This is a genomic window from Propionimicrobium sp. PCR01-08-3 (assembly GCF_030286045.1).
Lineage (GTDB): Bacteria > Actinomycetota > Actinomycetes > Propionibacteriales > Propionibacteriaceae > Brooklawnia.
On record NZ_CP127390.1, the window covers coordinates 636884 to 657997 of the forward strand.

The 21114-nt window shown below is 59.6% G+C and carries 16 protein-coding genes and 1 tRNA gene; 8 read left to right on the forward strand and 9 right to left on the reverse strand.

Annotation, left to right across the window (positions count from 1 at the left end):
* Positions 1 to 3 precede the first annotated feature (3 nt).
* The 4 genes from QQ658_RS03065 to QQ658_RS03080 form a co-directional block, all read right to left on the reverse strand.
* Complete coding sequence (locus QQ658_RS03065) at positions 4 to 1512, reverse strand: sugar ABC transporter ATP-binding protein (protein WP_286026214.1); 1509 nt, start codon at positions 1510 to 1512, stop codon at positions 4 to 6.
* A 119-nt stretch (positions 1513 to 1631) separates the two neighbouring features.
* Positions 1632 to 2705, reverse strand: a complete 1074-nt coding sequence (locus QQ658_RS03070) for a sugar ABC transporter substrate-binding protein (protein WP_286026215.1) — start codon at positions 2703 to 2705, stop codon at positions 1632 to 1634.
* Positions 2706 to 2843: 138 nt separating this feature from the next.
* Positions 2844 to 3608, reverse strand: coding sequence for a glucose 1-dehydrogenase (locus QQ658_RS03075; RefSeq protein WP_286026216.1), 765 nt, complete (start codon positions 3606 to 3608; stop codon positions 2844 to 2846).
* Positions 3609 to 3917: 309 nt separating this feature from the next.
* On the reverse strand, positions 3918 to 5084 hold the full coding sequence (locus QQ658_RS03080; RefSeq protein WP_353057938.1) for an ROK family protein: 1167 nt from the start codon (positions 5082 to 5084) through the stop codon (positions 3918 to 3920).
* Positions 5085 to 5342: 258 nt separating this feature from the next.
* Here QQ658_RS03080 and xylA point away from each other — a divergent pair, with 258 nt between their 5' ends.
* From xylA to QQ658_RS03115, 6 genes are all read left to right on the forward strand, one after another.
* Positions 5343 to 6689, forward strand: coding sequence for a xylose isomerase (gene xylA, locus QQ658_RS03090; protein WP_286026217.1), 1347 nt, complete (start codon positions 5343 to 5345; stop codon positions 6687 to 6689).
* Positions 6690 to 6890: 201 nt separating this feature from the next.
* Positions 6891 to 8294 (forward strand): xylulokinase, encoded by a 1404-nt coding sequence (locus QQ658_RS03095; RefSeq protein WP_286026218.1) that lies wholly within the window; start codon positions 6891 to 6893, stop codon positions 8292 to 8294.
* A gap of 290 nt (positions 8295 to 8584) precedes the next feature.
* On the forward strand, positions 8585 to 9886 hold the full coding sequence (locus QQ658_RS03100) for an extracellular solute-binding protein (protein WP_286026219.1): 1302 nt from the start codon (positions 8585 to 8587) through the stop codon (positions 9884 to 9886).
* 2 nt (positions 9887 to 9888) lie between these two features.
* On the forward strand, positions 9889 to 10800 hold the full coding sequence (locus tag QQ658_RS03105; RefSeq protein WP_286026220.1) for a carbohydrate ABC transporter permease: 912 nt from the start codon (positions 9889 to 9891) through the stop codon (positions 10798 to 10800).
* 2 nt (positions 10801 to 10802) lie between these two features.
* Positions 10803 to 11627: a carbohydrate ABC transporter permease gene (locus QQ658_RS03110; protein WP_286026221.1), complete on the forward strand. Its 825-nt coding sequence runs from the start codon at positions 10803 to 10805 to the stop codon at positions 11625 to 11627.
* A gap of 79 nt (positions 11628 to 11706) precedes the next feature.
* Positions 11707 to 13686: a right-handed parallel beta-helix repeat-containing protein gene (locus QQ658_RS03115; protein WP_286026222.1), complete on the forward strand. Its 1980-nt coding sequence runs from the start codon at positions 11707 to 11709 to the stop codon at positions 13684 to 13686.
* 368 nt (positions 13687 to 14054) lie between these two features.
* Here QQ658_RS03115 and ptsP read toward each other — a convergent pair whose 3' ends face one another.
* The 4 genes from ptsP to bcp form a co-directional block, all read right to left on the reverse strand.
* Positions 14055 to 15752 (reverse strand): phosphoenolpyruvate--protein phosphotransferase, encoded by a 1698-nt coding sequence (ptsP, locus tag QQ658_RS03120; RefSeq protein WP_286026223.1) that lies wholly within the window; start codon positions 15750 to 15752, stop codon positions 14055 to 14057.
* Positions 15753 to 15979: 227 nt separating this feature from the next.
* Positions 15980 to 18106 carry a glucose PTS transporter subunit IIA gene (locus tag QQ658_RS03125; RefSeq protein WP_286026224.1) on the reverse strand — a complete coding sequence of 709 codons (2127 nt, stop codon included), beginning with the start codon at positions 18104 to 18106 and terminating at the stop codon, positions 15980 to 15982.
* 402 nt (positions 18107 to 18508) lie between these two features.
* Positions 18509 to 18592: transfer RNA gene (locus tag QQ658_RS03130), tRNA-Leu, on the reverse strand.
* 159 nt (positions 18593 to 18751) lie between these two features.
* Positions 18752 to 19237, reverse strand: a complete 486-nt coding sequence (gene bcp / locus QQ658_RS03135; protein WP_286026225.1) for a thioredoxin-dependent thiol peroxidase — start codon at positions 19235 to 19237, stop codon at positions 18752 to 18754.
* Between the two features lie 276 nt (positions 19238 to 19513).
* On the opposite strand from bcp, the gene QQ658_RS03140 reads away from it, so the two are divergent.
* Positions 19514 to 19840: a DUF3618 domain-containing protein gene (locus tag QQ658_RS03140; protein ID WP_286026226.1), complete on the forward strand. Its 327-nt coding sequence runs from the start codon at positions 19514 to 19516 to the stop codon at positions 19838 to 19840.
* Complete coding sequence (locus tag QQ658_RS15500; RefSeq protein WP_502928929.1) at positions 19837 to 20151, forward strand: hypothetical protein; 315 nt, start codon at positions 19837 to 19839, stop codon at positions 20149 to 20151. The genes QQ658_RS03140 and QQ658_RS15500 overlap by 4 nt, the downstream gene beginning before the upstream one ends.
* Positions 20152 to 20382: 231 nt before the next feature.
* On the opposite strand, the gene QQ658_RS03150 is transcribed toward QQ658_RS15500, so the two are convergent.
* Positions 20383 to 20916, reverse strand: coding sequence for a hypothetical protein (locus tag QQ658_RS03150; protein WP_286026227.1), 534 nt, complete (start codon positions 20914 to 20916; stop codon positions 20383 to 20385).
* Positions 20917 to 21114 lie beyond the last annotated feature (198 nt).

The window sequence follows — 21114 nt, forward strand, 5'->3', positions numbered from 1 at the left end:
GCGCTACACGGCCTCCTTCTCACGGTCCCTGATGGCGGTGAGTTCGTCGATGGTGATGTCTGTGTTGTTGAGGATGGTGACGATGTGGCCTTCGTCGAAGAAGACCAGACGATCCGCCACCCGCAGGAGTTCCTCGTAGTCGTTCGTGAGATAGATGGTGCTCATGCCTTGATCGGTGAGGCGGAGGATGGTCGCGATGATCTCTTCACGGCTCTTGATGTCGATGCCGACGGTGGGCTCGTCCAGAATCAATAGCCGCGGATCGGTGTTCAGCAGCCGGCTGACTATGACCTTCTGCTGGTTGCCGCCGGACAACTGGTCCATCTGGTCTTCAATGGAACTGCACTTGATCTTGAGAGCCTGCCGGTATTGCTCCGAGAACAGCCGTTGCTTGGCCAGATTGATGAATCCGGCCATAGCCTTCAGCTTTCCTGGATGACTGGCGATGCCGATGTTCTCGTTGACGTTCATCGTCGGCATGATGCCCTCGCGCTGCCGATCGAAGGAGATGTAGGCGATGTCTTGTGCGATGGCTTGTTCCGGCGAACTCAAGGTCAGCCGGTGACCTTCGGCGGTGATCGTGCCGGAGGTCAGTTTGGTGAGGCCGAACAGCGCGCGGCAGAACTCACGCGCCCCCGAGCCCGGAAATCCGACCACCCCGAGAATCTCGCCCTTGCGTACGTCGACCGAGACGTTCTCGAGATTTGTGCCGTAAAGCTCGTCGACTTGGAGCAGCACTCCGTCGCCGTTGGGATTGTGCGCTTCTGAACGCCTGGTGAGTTCCACATCTTCGCCCGCGACAAGATAGGCCAAATGAGACTCGGTGGCCTTCTTCGACATGTCGACCGGGTACATCTTGCCGTCTCGCAGCACTGTGATTTCGTCCGACAGGTCGAGCACCTCACCCAGATAGTGCGAGATGAAGATGAAGGCAGTTCCTTTCGCCTTGAGATCACGGACGAAACTGAACAGCTCGGCGCGTTCACGGTTGGTCAAGGCGGTGGTTGGTTCGTCCAAGATGATGAGTCTGGCACCCGAGTGCATGGCGCGGATGATGTTGAGCTTGCGAGCGTCGATGGAGCTCAGCTCTCGCACCGGTGTTCGGGGATCAACCTTCAGCCCGTAGTCGCCCAGTTCTTGGGCAGCGACCTGGTTGATCGTCTTCCAGTCGACCAGGCCGCGGCGCAGCGGCAGGACGCCCGAGAAAATGTTCTCGCCCACCGAGAGGTCGGGGAAGGAGTTCTCGTGCTGGGGGACAAGCCTGATGCCCAACTCTTGACGATTGAAGATGTTGAGGGACCTGATGTCCTGGCCATCGAAAAGCACCTCGCCGACGCTCGGAGGATAGATGCCGGCGATGATGTTCACCAAGGTCGACTTGCCGGCGCCGTTGCGGCCGAGCAGCGAGTGGATCTGACCGACTCCGACCTCCAGGCTGACGTCGGAGAGGGCACGGGTTGCTCCGAATATCTTGGATATGTTGTTGACTTGCAGTAATGGTGTCGTGTTCACGGCTGGTTCCTTCGTTGACAGTGGTGCCGCTGGCAGATCAGATGCACAGCGGCACCACGGCCTGTCGTCCGGGCCCTGCGAATTTCAGAGGTCGAACCGGATGTTGTTGGCAGATCCGGTTAGGAGGCGTTGCCCCAGATGAGTGGGTTATCCGCTCCGGAGGCATCCACCACCAGCGGGTCGAGCATCACGGTGGCGCCCGTGTCACCGGAGGTGAAGGTGACCTCGGTATTGAGATAGGAGCCCTCAGGGGTGAAGGTGCCAGATGTGGGCACCTCTTGGCCCTGCATCGGGTAGGCGTTCAGAATCTCGGTGGCGATGCCGCCCACGCCCAGCACGTCGATGACGACTTCCGCGTCCACATACCCGTCTTTGACGTAACTGAGAACGTCGCCGAGGCCGTCATGGGAGATGAAGAAGACGTGTCCCTCTTCGCCGGTCTTCTGCCACATGTTGTTTGTCTTGAGTGCTTCGACGGCGCCGATGGTGGCGGTGTCGGTTGGCGTATTGATCAGGTCGATCGTCTTCCCGGAAGAGTTCGCGTCGGCGATGACGTTGTTCAAGGCGCTGGTCGCCACATCGGATTCGGGGGCGCCGAGTACCGAGACGAGTTCGATATCGGGATACTGCTTGATGACGCTTTCGAATCCCTCGGAGCGTTCCTTGAACACCTGGGAGACGACTTCGCCGTACATGTTGACGACGACGCCCTTGGGCTCGCCGTACTTCTCGGTGAGCAATTCGACGGCCTTTTCTCCGGCCATTTCGCCGGACTTGATGGAGTCGAAGAGTACTGCGACATCGGCTTCGGCGTTGTTGGCCTTGTTGTCGATGACGGCGATCGGAATGTCCGCGTCGTTGGCGCGTCCCATCACGTCGGAGATCGAATCGGAGTCATAGGGGTTGACAACGACCGCCGCAGGCATCATATTCTGGACGATGTTGTTCAACTGGTCGTTCTGCTTGGCCGCGTCCGCTTCGGCCACTGCGACCTCGCCCTTAAAGCCGAGCATGTCGGCGGCCTGGGTGACGCCATTGGCCATGGCGACGTGAACGGCTTCGGTGGAGTTCTTTGTCGAGTACCAGATTTCGCCTTCACCGCCGGATGAACCAGAACCTGAATCTGATCCACAGGCCGCCAGGGAAATCGCCACGAGAGTCGCGGTCGCGACTGCAGTGAGCTTTTTGAACATGCGAGTCTTTTCCTTTGAGTAATCCCGACCCGTCGATTGATGTCTGAATTCGGCGGTGAATTCGGGTTGAATGTTTGTGTGCGCCGGCTTTCCCCGGCAGCTGTGACAAGACAACCGGACGAGATGCGTGGCGTGCTGTTAGACGACCGTGAAGCAGCCGTCGATGATGAGGTCGGCGCCTGATGTGTAAGTGGCCGCGTCCGACAGCAGGTAGATGACGGCCCCGGCGAGTTCCTCGGGGGAGCCCATGCGCTTGAACGGGATCATGTCCGTCCAGATCTGGCGCCAGTCCTCGCGGACATTTCCGGTCATTTCGGTGTTGATGTATCCCGGGCTGATCGAATTGACGCGAATACCCAATGGTGCCCACTCGACGGCAAGCGACTTGGTGAGATGTGCGACACCGGCCTTGGATGAGTTGTAGGACGCCTGCCCCTGCGGGATGTTGACGATGGTCGCCGACATGGACGCCGTGTTCACGATGTTGCCCTGCTTGTTGTGAGCGACCAGCCAGCGCGCAAACGCCTGTGCCACGAAGAAGATAGCGTTCAGATTGACGTCGACGACCTTGGTGAAATCGGTCGGTGTGCATTCAAGCGCCGGCTTGTGTAAGCAGATGCCCGCATTGTTGAAGAGCAGGTCGAGCGTGCCCATCCGGTCCGCCGCTTGGTCAATTGCCTTCGCGACCTGATCGGGATCGGTCACATCGCAGACCAACGCCATTGCGCTCACGCCGTGCTGCTCGGCGATCTGGTTGGCCACTTCGGTAGCATCTTGCAGATCAAAGATGACGATGTCGGAGCCCTGGTCAGCCAGCTCTCCTGCCACCACCTTGCCGATGCCTTGGCCTCCACCGGTCACGATCGTGACCTTGCCATCCAGTGTGAATCGATCGGTCTTCATTTACTTACCTCCACCCTCGCACCCTTGCGATCTAGGTTCGGCCGCATCGACGCGGCCTGCTAGTTCAAGAAACTGGTTTAACAAAAGCACATTACGAAACTAGGTGTCAAGAGGTGTACGGAATCTTCCTGGCGTGTTTGGCCGCGCTTCCGGCCGTGGGTGTTGGGGACTGTGAACGGGGGCGTGTAGCCAACGTTTGGCGCGGGCTGGCCTGTGCCATCTCGGGTTTCCCCATGACGCAATGCTCCGAGAGTTTGGGGGTATCGTCCGAAGCGTGATGCGGGAACGCGATTCAGCGGTATCTGTAGCTCAGGGAATACCATTCGTCCAGGCAATCGGGTCATCGACCAGACGTTGCAGTACCTTGTGCGCAGCGCCGATGACCGCGAGATCGGCGCGTACCTCGGAGATTCGGAGCTCGGGTTCGGCCCACGGTGACTGGAGGACTCGGGCGTGCAACTCATCGCGAGCGGGGGGAATGAGTTCGTCCGCGAGAACCGCGACGTTGCCGCCGAGGATGATCTCGGGGATGTCGACCGTATTCACGATCGCCGACAGGGCACGACCAAGCGCGGCGCCGCCGGTGGCGATCGCCGATCGCGCCTCGGACGACCCGTCGCGCGCGGCCGAGACGATCTCTTCGGGTGTCGAACCAGCAGGTAGTCCTGCACTGCGCGCCAACGCCCGGAGTCCCAGATATGCCTCCAAACAGCCGGTGGCGCCGCAGGAGCATATCGGTCCCGACGGATCCACACAGATGTGCCCGATTTCTCCCGACCAGCCGTGTGCCCCGGCCAAAGGGTGATGATCGATGATGATTCCGGCGCCAATGCCGACCTCACCGGAAACGTAGACGAAGGAGGCCGGTCCGTCGGGAGCACCGGGCCGCGGATTCGCGACCGCAAACGCGGCAAGATCCGCCTCGTTGGCAACCAGAACCGGGTTGAGATCTGACAACGGCTCCAATAACTCGTCGAGGGACAGATCACGCCAGCCCAGATTCGGGGCAAGAGCCAGGGTCTCCAAGGAAACCAGCCCCGGCAAGGCCAGTCCCGAGCCGACGAAGACCGGATTCGCGGCCTTTGCTGATTTCATTGCGGCAGTCATCACACGTCGGGCGAGGTCGACGAGTTGGGCCATGGCGACCGCGGGGTCAGATCCGGCAAAATCACCTCTGACGGTTTCTTGCGCCAAGATCTCGCCGGTCAGTTCGACGGCGCAGGCCGACAGGTAACTGATGTTGATCTCGACACCGAGACTGACCACGCGCCCGAATTGGGGAGCGAGCGGGATACCGGGGCGTCCTCTGGATGCGTCGCCGGAAGGGCTGCAATCGCAGACCAGCCCCGTGTTGCAGAGTTCGTCCACCAGGCGCGACACAGTGGCGCGGGTCGTCCCCATCCGCGAGGCGATCGTTGCTCGCGATACCGCGCCGGGGGCGGCCAGAATATGCCGCAGCACCAATGACAGGTTCATGGCGCGCACGCTCTCGACGTTGATCCCTGTTTGGAGTCGGGGGACTGTTTGACGACTTGATGATATTCGAGGCCGGCCGGCGGTCATGTTCGATGACTATACCCACGAGCGGCAGCTCGGGGTGCCCTCGCGCCGCCCCGTCGCTGGATCTGTGTGATGGCGGGTCTTGACGTGTCGTCCCACTCGTGCCTATTGTTTTGTATCGCAACAAAACAGGTTGCAGCGGCGGTGCTGCGACGCGCACATGGAGGTGTTCAGATGGCAGATCTGTGGAATATCGGGCCGATTCCCTTCGTCGGGAAGTCCGATCCACGCCAGGGCCTGGGTTTCCGCTATTACCAGCCAGATCGGGTGGTGGCCGGCAAGTCGATGGCCGAATGGTTGCGTTTCGCTGTCGCCTACTGGCACACCTTCGATCAGCGCTTGGTCGATCCATTCGGCGACGGCACCGCGCAGCGTCCCTACGACCGTTTCACCGATCCGGTCGAATTGGCACTTGCCAAGGTTGATTACACGTTTGAGCTCTATACGAAGCTCGGGGTGCAGTTCTTCTGCTTCCACGATCGCGATATCGCTCCCGAAGGCGATACCCTGCGCGAGACCAACGCGATTCTCGACAAGGTTGTCGACCGCATCGCCGAGCTTCAGCAGGCCACCGGCGTCCAACTGCTGTGGAATACCTGCAATCTCTTCAACAATCCGCGCTTCGTGGCCGGCGCAGCCACGTCGCCCTATGCCGATGTCTTCGCCTACTCCGGCGCTCAGCTGAAGCACAGCCTGGAAATCGCCCAGCGCTTGGGCGCCCAGAATTACGTCTTTTGGGGTGGACGCGAGGGCTACGAGAATGTCTGGAACACCGATCTCAAGCGTGAGCAGGACCATCAGGCCAGGTTCTTCCAGATGGCTGTTGACTACGCCCATGAGATCGGGCTGGACGCGCAGTTCCTGATCGAGCCGAAGCCGAAGGAGCCGACCTCGCATCAGTACGATTTCGACGCAGCGACCACTATCGCGTTCCTCAAGACCTACGGCCTCGACGGTGATTTCAAGCTGAATCTCGAAGGCAACCATGCCAACTTGGCCGGCCACAGCTACCAGCACGAGATCCGCGTTGCACGGGCTGCGGGTCTGCTCGGTTCGTTGGACGCCAACCAGGGCGACAAGCTGCTGGGCTGGGACCTGGATGAATTCCCGTCCGATCTCTACGAGACGACTTCGGTGATGTGGGAAGTGCTGGACGAAGGATCGATCGGACCGCACGGCGGCCTCAACTTCGACGCCAAGCCCCGTCGTACTTCCTTCACCGCGGAGGACTTGTTCCGCTCGCACATCGTCGGCATGGACTCCTACGCCGCCGGCCTGTTGGTGGCCGCGAAATTGCACGAGGATCGCTACTTCGAGAATTTGGTGGCCGAACGGTACGGTTCGTTCGACTCGGGTATCGGTGCTGCTGTCGAGGATGGGTCCGCGAGCTTGGCCGATCTGGAGACGTATGCACTCGATCTGACGCAGCGCCAACTCGTGGATGCGACGCGCTCTGACCACTTGGAGTCTGTCAAAGCAACCATCAACAACTATCTGGTGGATGCGCTGGCTGAGGCGTGAAGCTGATGCTGGCTGATCGCGGGACCTATTTCGGAATCGGATGAACTCTCGTGGAGACGAACACTTCGGAAGCGTGGAGCACGACTTGTGTGCGGACTTCGAGGTGTTCCGTCTTTGGGGTGTCTCGAGGGCTTGGTCTCGATTTCGAGACTCAAATCCTGACTTGGTCGGTACTAGTGAGACGAAGAGAAGGACGCGAAGATGAGCACTGATCGCCCGTATGTCGCGGGAGTCGATTCGTCGACGCAGGCATGCAAGGTCTTGATTGTCGATCCGGAAACCGGCGCGGTCGTGCGCCAGGGCCGCGCAGCTCACATTGATGCGACCGAGTGCGACCCCGAGATCTGGTGGCAGGCTTTCCTGTCGGCTGTTGACGACGCCGGTGGCCTGGACGATGTAGCTGCGCTGTCGGTTGGCGGGCAGCAGCACGGCATGGTCTGTCTGGACGCTGCCGGACAGGTGATTCGTCCCGCATTGTTATGGAACGACACCCGCTCAGCGGATGCTGCTCATGACCTGACTTTGGAAGCCGGAGACGGCGACGAAGCGGCAGGTGCGAAGTGGTGGGCAGAGGCCACGGGTTCGGTTCCGGTGGCTTCACTGACCGTGACCAAACTGCGCTGGCTGGCAGATCATGAGCCGGACAATACCGCTCGTCTTGCCGCTGTCTGCTTGCCGCACGACTGGTTGACCTGGAAGATCGCGGGTACGTCGTCGCTGGCCAGGCTGGTTACCGACCGCTCGGATGCGTCCGGCACCGGATACATGGCGCGTGTCGGCCGCGAGAAACCGGAGCAGGGTGAGTACCGTCGGGACATTCTCGCCAGGGCCCTTCGAATTGATGAGTCGGTGGCGGAGAGGATCGCGTTGCCGAAGATCCTTGCGCCTTTCGAATCTGCCGGATGCGGGGATGCTGCTCGCGGCTGGGAGGGCATCAAGCTCGGGCCCGGCTGCGGTGACAACGCCGGCGCCGCCCTCGGAGTTGGCCTTTCGTCCGGTCAGGCGATGCTCTCGTTGGGCACTTCCGGGGTGGTCGCCGCTGTCTCGGATCACTCGGTCGTCGATCCGTCAGGGCTGGTCACGGGCTTCGCGGATGCCACTGGACGATGGCTCCCGCTGGCCTGCACGCTCAACGCCTCGCGCATCATCGATGCCATGGCCCGCGTTATTGGTGTCGGCTACGACGAGTTCTCCCGGCTCGCGCTGTCGGTTCCTGACGCCGGGGGTCTCGTCCTCACCCCGTATTTCGAGGGTGAGCGGACGCCGAACCTTCCCGATGCATCCGCGTCGCTCACGGGCATGAGGCTTTCGAATTGCGACCCGGCCCACATAGCGCGGGCGAGTGTCGAAGGCCTGCTGATCCTGATGCGCGGGGCGCTTGATGCCGTTCGTGACGCTGGCGTGAGGGTGGAACGCATACAACTCGTGGGAGGAGGAGCACAGTTGGAGGCAATCCAGCGGCTAGCGTCGTCTCTGCTTGACATGGAAGTCGAGATACCAGAGACCGGCGAATACGTCGCATTGGGGGCGGCCCGTCAGGCGGCCGAGGTGCTCAACAACGCCGAGCGACAGAGACAAGTTCTGAAAATTCGAAATCACAAATAGATGGCTCGCGCTACTGGAGCACAAGCGACAACAAGCCCGGGGGTGATGACACGTCAAGATCTCAATGAGTTTGATAACCGTCATTCAGCAATATGACGCTATGCCCAAAGGATGAATCAAAGTTTTGCTGGGTTCCTGCTAGATCCACTCTTTCGTGAAGAGTGAAGCAAATATTAACTATCAGAGCATTGTTGCTCAAACCAGACCGTGAACAATAACAGTGGTCGAATTCTTCTAATTCTCGGAGGTCTAGAATGTTGCCTACCTTTAATCGTCGTGGGTTTCTCACCATGTCTGTCGGCGTCGGCGCTGCGGCTGCTTTGTCGTCATGCGGAACGTCCGGTCCCTCAACGTCGGCCTCTGCCGGCGGTGGATCGAATGGTGAAGCGACCCTATGGTCATTGACGGCTGCGCCAAATGAGACGATTCATGATCCTGCTGTTCAGCGCTACAACCAGTTGTCAGACAGGCTGGGGACCGTATCGGCCACCTATTTCCAGAATGATGCCTACAAACAAAAGATCCGCATGGCGATCGGAGCAGGCGAGGCACCGGATGCCTTCTACGGGTGGGGCGGCGGAGGCCTGAGGACGTGGGTCGACTCCGGAAGCGTCCTCGATCTGACCGACTGGCTGGAAGAGGATGGCTTCAAAGACAAGTTTGTGGCAAACGCATGGCCGGCCGGCTCTGTTGATGCGCGCATCTATGGCATGCCGATCAATGCGACGAACCCTGTCGTCATGTTTTACAACAACGAGCTATTCGATCAGGCTGGCGCAAACCAACCGACGACGTGGGATGAGCTGATGGGCCTCGTCGAGTCGTTCAACTCCAAGGGGATTGCACCAATTTCGTTGGCCGGACAATCGCGGTGGACATCAATGATGTATCTCGAGTGCATCCTTGACCGGGTGGCCGCACCTGAGGTGTTCAAGCGGATTCTCGCCGGCGAACAAGATGCGTGGCTCGACGACTCGGTCGTTCAGATGGGCCAGCGGGTTCAGGAGCTCGTGGATGCCAATGCGTTCGTGCAGGGCTTTGCCTCAATGGCGACAGACAACTCCGCAGACTACGCGTTGCTGTGGACCGGTAAAGCGGCGATGCTGCTCCAGCTCTCATCGGGCTTCGCTCGATTCAAGAATGAGGGCGGTGATTTTATCTCGGCCGGCAAACTCGGCTACTCGCTGTTCCCGAGCATTACTGGCGGCGCGGGCGACGGGGCGAACTTGGCAGGCAATCCTTGTAGCTACTTCTCGATCAACGCTGCCGCTTCAGAAGAACAGCAGAACATAATGAAGGACTTTTTCAAGCGTGGATTCTGGACAGAGGAGACTCTGCAGGCGTACGTGGATGGCGGAAGCGTTCCGGTGTTCACCGGTGCGGAGGACATGATTAACGCTTCGGACGACAGTGAGTTCTTGGGTTTCGTCTCGGATGCGTTCAATGCGGCGCCCAACTTCACTCAGTCCTGGGATCAGGCGTTGGAACCCACAGCCGCCGAAGCCCTACTAAGCAACATTGACGAACTGTTCTTGAAGAACATCACACCGGAGCAATTCGCCGAGAACATGAATGCGGCATCGAAGGGCTAGTCATGTCGGAAGACGTTTTAGCCGATGAAGTTGTTCGGCGAGAGACAAAGAGAAGCGGCCTCCTTGTCTTTGCAGCTCCGGCGCTGGTGATGTTCGCTGCTTTCGCGTTGCTCCCGCTGGTGGGCGTCATCATCTTGTCATTCACGTCATGGAATGGTGTTGGACCCATTGCGTGGGCAGGGCTTGATAGTTGGCGAGAGGCATTGTCTCGCCCGACTACTTGGAGCGGGCTTTGGCTGACCCTACGCATCATCGTGCTGAGTTGGTTAGTTCAAACACCAATGAGTATCTTGCTCGGCACATTCTTGGCCGGGCAACAGAAGTACCGAAACTTCCTGGCAATACTGTATTTCTTGCCGATGCTGCTTAGTTCTGCAGCTATCGCGATTACCTTCAAGACCCTTCTGGATCCCTATTTTGGGTTGTCTGCCGGCCTAGGCATTCCCGCTTTCGCTCAGGATTGGCTTGGACGCTCCGACCTCGTATGGTGGGTTCTAATTTTCATCATCGCTTGGCAGTTCATACCATTTCACACACTTATTTACCAAGGTGGAGTGAGACAGATCCCAATTGAACTATATGAGGCTGCCGAGGTTGACGGCGCTAGCCGGGTATCCCAGTTTTTCTCAATCACTTTGCCGCAACTAAAGAATACGATTATCACCTCATCGACGTTGATGTCTGTCGGCGCCTTGACGTATTTCGACATCATATATGTCTTAACGGGCGGCGGCCCCGGGACGGCCACCCGAATACTTCCTCTCGACATGTACATAACAGGCTTTCGAGGAAACGAAATGGGTGTAGCCAGTTGTCTGGCGGTCTTCCTCGTATTGATCGGCCTCGCTTTGGCCCTCGGCGTGCAAGCGCTCGGAGGCAAGGACTCCTCTTCGCAGCTGGAAGGGGCGATGTAGCCATGAGAAAAGCAAAGGACCGCAACTGGTTCGGTGGGATCCTCGGCTGGTCATGGCTGCTCGTCGTTCTTATCCCCATCTACTACATTCTTGTAACCAGCTTTAAGTCGAGCTCGACCTACCTCAGCGGTAATCCGCTTGCATTGCCCGTGCCGCCTGATGGTGAACAGTACAGCAAGGTCGTTGACGAGGGATTTGTTAGCTACTTTACCAATAGCCTCATCGTGACAGTGGGAACAGTGGTACCACTTTTGCTTATCGCGCTCATGGCCTCATATGCCATAGTCCGTGGCCGCGGTAGGGCGATGAGCACTACAAAGAAGCTGTTCCTTCTGGGATTATCCATCCCTATCCAGGCTACCATCATTCCTGTCTATCTGATTATCATTCGCCTGCATCTGTATGATTCCCTGACCGCCTTGATACTTCCGGGAATCGCGTTTGCTCTTCCGTTGACCATCCTTATCCTGACCAACTTTATGCGAGATATTCCTAAAGAATTGTTTGAGTCGATGAGTATGGACGGCTGTACCGAGTGGCAGATGCTGTGGCGCCTGGCGTTGCCAATGTCCAGGCCGTCGCTGGTCACAGTCGGGATATATCAGGCGCTTCACCAATGGAACGGGTTCCTATTCCCATTGGTGCTCACGCAATCTCCCGAACGTCGTGTATTGCCGTTATTCCTGTGGAACTTTCAGGGAGAGTTTGCCACTGATATTCCAGCCGTGCTGGCGGCCGTTGTGCTATCGAGTCTGCCGATCATCATTCTGTATGCGTTCGGACGCAAGCAGCTGGTCGCGGGAATGACTGCGGGAATCGGCAAATGACATCTGGTGGTGATCGGCAGATTTCAGACCTGCGGAATCCTCGCCAACAATATCCAACTGCAAAGGAGCTTTAAGAATAATGACCGTATACCACGTTGCGACGACCGGATCAGATCAAGGCCCGGGTAGCCAGACCGAACCGTTTTGCACGATTGGGCGGGCAGCTGATCTCGCCTATCCCGGTGACATGATCATCGTTCATAGCGGTGAGTATCGAGAATGGGTCGCTCCTGTTCGCGGCGGACTCAGCGATACGCGACGGATCACCTATTGTGCCGCGGCCGGCGAACATCCCGTGATCAAGGGTTCGGAACGGATCACGTCGTGGGCGAAGGAGACCGGATCAGTCTGGAAAGTGATTGTACCTAATCGCTTGTTCGGCGAGTTCAATCCATTTGCGGTGCCCGTGGAAGGAGACTGGGTCGTGCGAGAGCACGAGAATGACCCGCGCAAGCACCTAGGCGATGTCTATCTCAATGGAACGAGTTTCTACGAGGTACTGTCCCGCGATGATCTGAACGATCCTGCTCGGCGTGAGACGGTCATTGATGATCGGACAGGACGCGAGGTTGCTGTCACCGATCCGGAGGCCACTGTCTATGTCTGGTACGCGGAGGTCGGCTCAGAAGAGACTACTATTTGGGCGAACTTCCACGGTCATGATCCCAATGAAGAACTCGTCGAGATCAGCGTTCGTCGAAGCGTGTTCTATCCGCGAGCCAACCATATTGACTACATCACTGTGCGCGGCTTTGAACTCGCCCAAGCGGCAACCCCATGGGCTCCTCCTACTGCGGATCAGCCGGGTCTTATCGGCCCCAACTGGGCAAAGGGTTGGATCATCGAGGATAACCACATTCATCATGCCAAGTGCGCGGCCATATCGCTGGGGAAAGAGGCGTCAACAGGCGACAACTACTTCACCAAACGTCACGACAAGCCTGGCTATCAGTACCAATTGGAGTCCGTCTTCTCGGCGCGTCACATCGGGTGGAGCCGTGAGCGGATCGGCTCCCATATTGTGCGCCGGAATGCAATTCACGATTGTGGGCAGAACGGCATTGTCGGTCATTTAGGATGCGTTTTTTCAAATATAACTGATAACGAGATATACAACGTTGCGGTGAAACGTGAATTTTATGGTCACGAAATTGGCGGGATCAAGCTTCATGCCGCCATCGACGTAAGAATCGAACACAACTATATTCACGATTGCGCCTTGGGGACGTGGCTCGACTGGCAGACTCAGGGCACACGGATCACAAGGAATATTTACAACGAAAACGCTCGCGACATCTATATTGAGGTTTCGCATGGGCCGTACGTAGTAGACCACAACATCTTTGCTTCGCCGGCCGCCATCGAGATCATGAGTGATGGCGGCGCCTACGTTGGCAACCTGATTCTAGGCACGGTGTTGACGAAGTCCGTAATGGAGCGAGCAACTCCTTATCATGAGCCGCATTCAACCGAAGTCTCCGGCTACGCTGTCATCTACGGCGGGGACGATCGTTTTCTCAAAAACGTCTTCAAAGGAAACAACGCTGATTCATCCGGCACATCAGGTGTCTATCCGAAACAAGACCCGGCGGCCACTGTGGGCTATGGCACCGCTATTTACGATGGGCACCCGGCTTCATTCGAGGAGTACATCTCCCAGGTGGAGGCCGGCTTGCCTGGCGACCTCGCTGTGTTCCTCAAACTGAAGAATCCGGTCTATATCCGTGATAACGCATATTGCGCCGGCGCGCGCCCATATGCGGGCGAAACAGGTGCGGTGATCGTTGACGGCGCTCTGCACGTAGGCGTGCAGAGCGCCGAAGACGGGGTCTATCTCGATATTGACCTGCCCGTGGCCGTGGCCGAGTGTCAGACGGCATCCGTCACTGCAGCCGACCTACCAAAGGTACGAATGACCGATCTCGACTTCGAAGAGGCTGACGGCAGTCCGGCCACATTGGGAACTGACCTGCTGGGACGCGTTGTGTCCGGCGATACCGGCCTGGGTCCGATATATGCGCTGGCGGCGGGCCCGAACAGAGTGAAGGTCTGGGGCTGATTCCTCTGCAGACAGCGAATCGGGCCGGGCAACGTATCGTATTCGTCGTCCGGCCCGATTCTTATACGAGAACCCCGCGAGAACGGAAGTCTGCTGGCCCATCAGTTCCCCGTCGAAGAAAAGGATTTCACCGACTGAACTGTAAACGAACTGTAAGTTGCTGTAGATATTACAGTTCGTCAGTTTGTGGGCGCTTGCTACAGCGAGCGGTGTAACAGGGCGGCGGTCACCGCTCGGTGAACATGTTGCTCGGCGGTAGCACTCTGATTTCTGGGTAGTATCCGCAAGGAAACGGCGGTCCGGACACCGAAGTGTCCGGACCGCCGTTTCGTTGGTTTGGTTGATGGGGCAACTGACGCGTCAGGGCCTCACAGCAGATCGTGCAGGGCCGGTGCCATCAGGGCCTCGACCGCGGCCTTCGCGTCCTTGGCCGACGGGGCGTCCACCGCATAGTTGGCCATCTGCTGACAGGTCGAGTAGTCGTGCAGGCGCAAGGCGGCACGCACCGTGGCCACCTTGCTCGGAGCCATCGACAACGACGAAACACCGAGCCCGACCAGCACCAGCGCCAGCAACGGATCGCCGCCGGCCTCACCGCAAACTCCGACCGGCTTGCCGGTTGCGTGTCCGCCGATACAGGTGCTGCGCACCATGGTGAGCAAGGCGGGCTGCCACGGACTCAGCAGGGGAGCCAGGGCACCCTGCATGCGGTCGGCCGCCAGCGTGTACTGCGACAGGTCATTGGTGCCGATCGACACGAAGTCCACGATCGATAACAGCTTGTCCGCCTGGATCGCCGCACTCGGAATCTCCACCATGATGCCGACCTTCGGAAGGCCCAACGGACGAACCTTGTCGGCGAACCATTTCGCTTCGTCCATGGTGGCCACCATCGGCGCCATCACCCGCAGATCCGACTTCTTGCCGGTCGCCTCGTAGGCCGCCGCCAGTGCCTGCAGCTGGGTATCGAGCAGGTCCTCGCGCACCATGCTCAGCCGCAAACCGCGGCGTCCCAGGGCAGGGTTCTCTTCGGGGCCCAGATCGGCGAAGGCCAGTGGCTTGTCCGCCCCGGCATCCAAGGTTCGGACGACGACCCGCCGCTCACCGAAAGCCTCCAGCACCTCGGTGTAGGTCTTGGTCTGCTCGGCCAAGGTGGGTGCCTGGTCGCGTTCGAGGAAGAGAAACTCGGTACGGAACAGCCCCGAACCTTCAAGATCATAGGTCGCGGCTTTGCGGGCGTCGTCTGCTGTCCCGATGTTGGCGAGCAGCTTGATTTTGTGTCCGTCTTTGGTGGCGCCCTCCCCACTCGATCCGGCGAGCGCTGCGACTCGGCGACGCGAACGCTCGACGAGCAATTCGACTTCTTCATCGGTGGGGGAGATGATGACCTCGCCCACGCCGCCATCCAGGGCAACAGTGGTGCCGGGCGTGATGGCCTCCGAGCCCTGGGTCTGCACGACGGCCGGAATCGCCAGCTGGGCAGCCAAGATGGCGGTGTGACTGGTGGGCCCGCCGGCCGAGGTGACGATGCCCAGCACGAGGTCCTTCGACAGCGTGGCCGTCTCGGCCGGTGCCAGATCGTGCGCCACCAGCACCGAAGGCACGGTCAGGTCGGGCACGCCGGGAGCGGGAAGCCCGCGAAGCTCACAGATCGTCCGATCGCGGATGTCATAGAGATCGGTGACGCGTTCGGCCATGTAGCCGCCGAGTTGGGTCAGCATCGCCGCATATTCTTCTACGGCGTTGTGCACCGACTTGGTGATTCCGACGCCCTTCTTGAGCTCCTTGTCGACCGACTTGGCCAGCCCCTTGTCGCGGGCCAGTTGGGCGGTGGTCTCCAAGATCGGTTTCGAGGTTTCGGGTGCGTGCTCGGCCTTGGTGAGCAGGGCGTCCGAAACCGCCTTCATCGCGTCTCGTACCCGCTGTCCGTCGGCCGCAGCGTCGGTGCTGCCGGGCTCATTGGCGTCGGCCCCGGGAGCCGGGACGACCAGCACCGCTGGGCCCGACGAGGTGCCGGCTGACACCCCGATACCGTGCAAGACCAGATGGTCGGGAATAGTGCTCATGAATCCATCCTTTTCTATGGTCCGTCGTCGTTGAACTCGAACCCGTTGTCACGCCCTATGAACTCGTCACCGATACTTCTTGTCGCTGCGGTGTCGCATCGCGTGAATGCACGGGTTTGCGGTTCGTGCAAGGTGATCGGGTTTGGTGCCCGCGGCCCACGATCCTGATCAACTGATGCCACCGCCGACAGAAGCAATCGACCTGTCTTGTTGTTGTCTCTTTCTTATCAGTGTTCGACGTCGATGACCGGTTCTCCGGCGGAAAGGTCCCCATCCGGATGCGGGGTCACCGATGTCATGGCCGCAGTGTTGGTGACGGTCACGATGACCGTCGGATCGAATCCGGCCTGGTTGACGGCGTCAAGGTTCACCGTGGCCAGTAGGTCGCCGGCATTTACGCGTTGTTTCTTCTCGACGGCAACGTCGAAGCCTTCGCCCTTCATCTGCACGGTATCGATGCCGATATGGACGAGGACTTCTACGCCATCGTCGCTCTTGATGCCGAAAGCGTGCCCGGTCTTTGCGACGGTGACCATCGTCCCGGAGATCGGGGCGAGGACGATGCCGTCCGCAGGCACGATGCCTACGCCGTCGCCGAGAGCCTTGGACGCGAACACCGGGTCGTTGACCTCGCTCAGCGCTACGACATGGCCGGCCACCGGAGCAATGACCTGGTTGGTCGGCTCTGCGGGCACTGCAGGTTCTGCAGGCGCCACGGGTTCTACAGGCGTGGCAGGTTCAGTAGCGCCAGCGTTCGCGTCGGCACCAGTCGCAGCAGCGGAGGCGACAGGAGCAGCGGCAGCGGCGGGCATGGCGTCCTTCTCAAGAGCCAGATCGGCTTCGGCCTGCTCACGAGCGAGCCTGTCTTCGTCCTTCTGCTCAGGGGTGCGGTAGTCGAAGATGATCACCAGGATCATCGACACAGCGAAGGCCGCCGCGATCGCAATCGCATACACCCACATCGGATCGAAGACCGGGATGGTGAGCAGCGAGGTGAAGGCGAACGCCGAGGTCTTCACGCCGCCGAACGGCGCACCGAGAACGGCGATGACCAGACCACCGGTGAAACAGCCCACCAGCATCCGCGGATAGATCCGCTTGAACCGCAGATGAATGCCATACAGCGAAGGCTCCGAGATACCGCCGAGCAGACCGGCGACCAGGGCACCGGTAGCGGTCTGGCGCATCGTAGAATTCTTCGCGCGCATCGAGATCACCAGCACACCCGCGGTGGCGCCGAAGCACGCGAAGTTCCAGGCGCCCATCGGTCCTTGAATGAAGTCATAGCCGAGAGTCTGGATATTCACCAGCATCAGTGCATTCAGCGGCCAATGCAGGCCCAACGGCACCAAGAACGGGTAGATCATCGGAATCAACAATGCGAAGACGAATGGTGCGTTCCCGTTCAGCCATGCCAATCCGGTACCCAGGCCGTTGCCGAGCCACACACCCAGCGGGCCGATCAAGAATGCGGTCACCGGAATCATGATGGCCATTGAGAAGAAGGGCACGAAAACCATCTGGATGTTTTCGGGGAATACCTTCTTCAGCCACTTATACACCAGAGCCAGTACGGCGACCATGATGAGTGGGACGAAGACCTGGCCCGAATAGTCGTTCATTTGCAAGGGCAGCCCGAAGACATCGGCGACACACGACTGGGTGCCCAAAGTCTCGTTGGTGGTACACACCGTGTCGGGGAAGCGCGTGGTGTCGCTGAGACTGATGAACTCCGGAGTCATCACCGCGGCCATCACCGTGGCACCCACCCAGGGATCGATGTTGAGCTTCTTGGCTGCGTTGTAGGCGACCATGATCGGCAGGAAGTAGAAGACCGCGCGGTACATGGCGTCCACGAAGACCCAGGTTGCGGCCTTGTCCTCGGCGCGGAAGTCGACGACGCCCAACGCATCGAGAACTGCTTCGAAGGCGATGATCAGGGAGGCTCCGAGCAGGACGCCCAGCAGGGGGCGGAAGGAGTCCGACAGGTATTCGAAGAAGCTGTCCAACCAGGAGAACTTGCCGCGTGGTCCGCCCGATCGTGCAGCGGCCTTGACGTCTGCGTCCGATTGCTTGGCCGGGGTGCCGGTTTTCTGCATGGACGGCAGATCCATGATGTCGGAGTACATCGATTGAACTGCGCCACCGATGACAACCTGAAGCCGGTCGCCCGCTTGCGGGACGACGCCCATCACGCCTGGCACCTTCTCCAACGCGGCCTGATCGATCAATGACCCATCGTGAAGTTGAAAGCGGAGGCGGGTTGCGCAGTGGGTGAGGCTATCGATGTTCTCCGGGCCACCGGAGTTGGCGATGATCTGTTCGGCGGGCGACTGCCCGACGGTTGACTCCATGGTCGCTCCTCGAATGCCGTGCTGGTCTCCCGGGGCTCACGAGAGGCGTCCACACGGATGCTTATAGCGACTCGTTGCATCTCGCGTTCGGCCCTGGGGAGGTAGACCCGGGTAAGCGGTTGGCTCTTCGGGAAAGCTAACACGGCAAAACCGGTGGCGGCAACGAAATTGAAAGATGCATGCTCCCAGCGGCAGTGCTTCGCGCTTATGGACGCCTGCGGCGTCCTGCTCGCTGCGCTCGCTCCGCTGGTCAACACTCGTTGTTCCGTCGGAAATGCTCGAGCAAGCTCGGCACTTCCTCCTCCACTCCTCGTCGTGTTCGGCCGCTCCGCGGCCTATCACAAGCTTCAATCGCCTCGGCAGCCGAGCGCAAGCGCTCGCTGCGCTCGGCTCAATCGCTTGTGCCGGAGAAGGGACTCGAACCCTCACGCCCTTACGGGCACAGGTACCTAAAACCTGGGCGTCTACCAATTCCGCCACTCCGGCATGCCCCTTTTGGGGCGCGGGATCACCCTACACGGGCACCGTCAAATGCGCGCGATGCAAACCCGCAACTCGCTGATTGAGAGTCAGCCGCCGCACAGTCACGACCTGCGCAGAGTCCCCTGGGAATCCTCGGCAAGCCTACAAAAAGCCTCGGTGAGCTTACAGGTGAAGCAAGCCCAGGTCGCGCCTCAGCCGGTCGACGTGACCGGTCGCGCGAACATTGTATTGCGCCAACTCGATCGTCCCGGTGCCCTCATCATCCACATCGATAAGGAAAGTGGAGCGCAACACGCCCTCCATGGACTTCCCGTAGAGCACCTTGGTGCCCCAAGCCCCGTAGGCGTTCAACGTCTCCTTGGATTCGTCCGATAGCAGAGTGATGCGCAAGTCCTTGCGCTGCCGGAACATCGCGAGCTTGTCGGGGGCGTCCGGTGAGATGCCGATCACGTCGATACCGGCCTCGAGAAAGTCGTCTCGTGCAGCTGTGAAATCAACGGCCTGAGTCGTGCAGCCGGGCGTCATGGCCGCGGGATAGAAGTAGACGACCACCTTGCGTCCGGGGAAATCCGAGAGCGAGACGAGGTTTCCATCGGCGTCCGGCAATGTGAAAGCAGGCGCAACTTCTCCAGCGACCAGTTGACTCATGGAGCTTAGATTAGCCCACATCTGATCGTTGGCATCCCACTCAGGAGCCGGCATCTGAGTCGTCCATTCTTCGGCGTAACCAGAGCCCGTTGCCGACTCGGATCCGATGCATCCCTGGCGAACGTGAGTGCGGGCGGGGTTGATAGGGCGCCGCGACATGCCTGGGTCCCTGCGAGGGGACGGACGGAGGGCATAGGCTAAGCGGTAGTTCTTGGATAGAAGCCGAGGAACGGGCCATTGGCCAGGTAAGAGGACATCGAACTACGGGAGGGCGCTGTGGCCTCGAATCAACGTACGCCGGAGCAGATCCGCGCTGATATCGCTGCATCGCGGCATGCTATGACGGTCGGCATCGAAGGCCTGATTTCGGAGGTGCATCCCATCGCGATCAAGAACCGCGCCGAAGAAGAGGTCAAGAAGACCGTCAAGGACACCAAGCAGATGATCTTTGACACGGTGAGCGACGTACGCGGCTATTTCGTTGATGAGGGCGGTCCTCGCTGGAACAACATCGGCACTGTAGCGTTGATCGCCGCGGGTGTGGCTGCGAGCGTCGGGGCCGTTTCGGGTGTCGCCGCGCTGGTTCGTAAGGCAGGCAAGTGAGCGAGGAGCCCGACGAAGAACTCGATCCAGCTGTCGAATCCGCCGAAGGTGCGGAGGCCCCGGAAATAGAAATAGACGGTGTAGGGGAGTCCGTTCCTGCGGTGCTTCCGATCCGGATGCTGCACGATCGGATCCTGGTCGATCCGGACGATGAAGCCGGTGAGCGGCGCAGCACCGGCGGCATTCTGATTCCGGCAACCGTTCAGATGGGGCATCGGCTCGCTTGGGCCAAGGTATTGGCGATCGGTTCGAGCGTGCGCACTGTCAAACTCGGCGACTATCGCGGCCCCTTTCCCTCTTCTTTCGTTTAGTGTTCAACGCCTTGTGATTACTCTTCGATGGCGTGGGATGCGGACCAGGCTATCTGCTTCGGTGAGCCGCTGCTTCTTTGCGCTGTGGCGTGCGCTCAGCGACTCATCGTCTGACCGGCACGAGAATACGTCCACATTACAAAACGTCAGAGTGCCAGGGCTGCTATCCGCAATTCAAGCCGAAGTCTCTGCTGAGTAACGCTTTCCGCAGCGCGTCCGGCCGAACCTAGGTCAGTCGTTGATGGGAAAAGCCGAATAGACCGAGGCGAGCCGGACGAACTCGGGAGCGCTTTGATAGATCGCCGTATGCGAAGCCGTTTCGCGGAGATGTGCGATCACATCCGTCGTACTCATCTGGCGCGCCCGGGCGTTGGTCGCGACTTCCATGGTGATGGCCACTCGGCAGTATGCAAGCAGGAGCTGCGCCGGAATGACCTGGGCATACAATGTCGGCGCCGAGAAGTATGAAGACCACATCGAATATGCGACTTCAACATCCGTAGGACTCCTTTTGCGTTTGCGTGGTCCCTTCAGCTGCTTGATCCGGCCGTCGTCCGTAACCCCAACGCTTTGGTTGAGCAGACTGAAAACGCCGAACAGTCCGATCAGCTGATCGCAATCAGCGGCTGTGAGCGGTGCATCGAGTTGCTTCCGGGGCAGGTCTTTTGGCCTGGTGGGGGAGATGAGTTCGGCCTCTATTGCGTCCAGCGCCGCGGCGATCTCACGTTGAAAACCCTCGCTCGGACCACTGGTCAACGGATGCATGCTCGCAGGCTACTCCAGCCAAGTTCGCGGTCTGCTCAGTTTGGTGGACGCTGTGGACAGCCCCGAACTGCTAGAACAGTTGCACCCATTTATAGAGCCGATGGCACATCGGCCGCAGATCGGGGTAAGGGGCTGCCGATGCGGTCGCTGGGGCGTCCATTCGCCAACGAACCGAAAGTTACAGCACGGTGACGATCT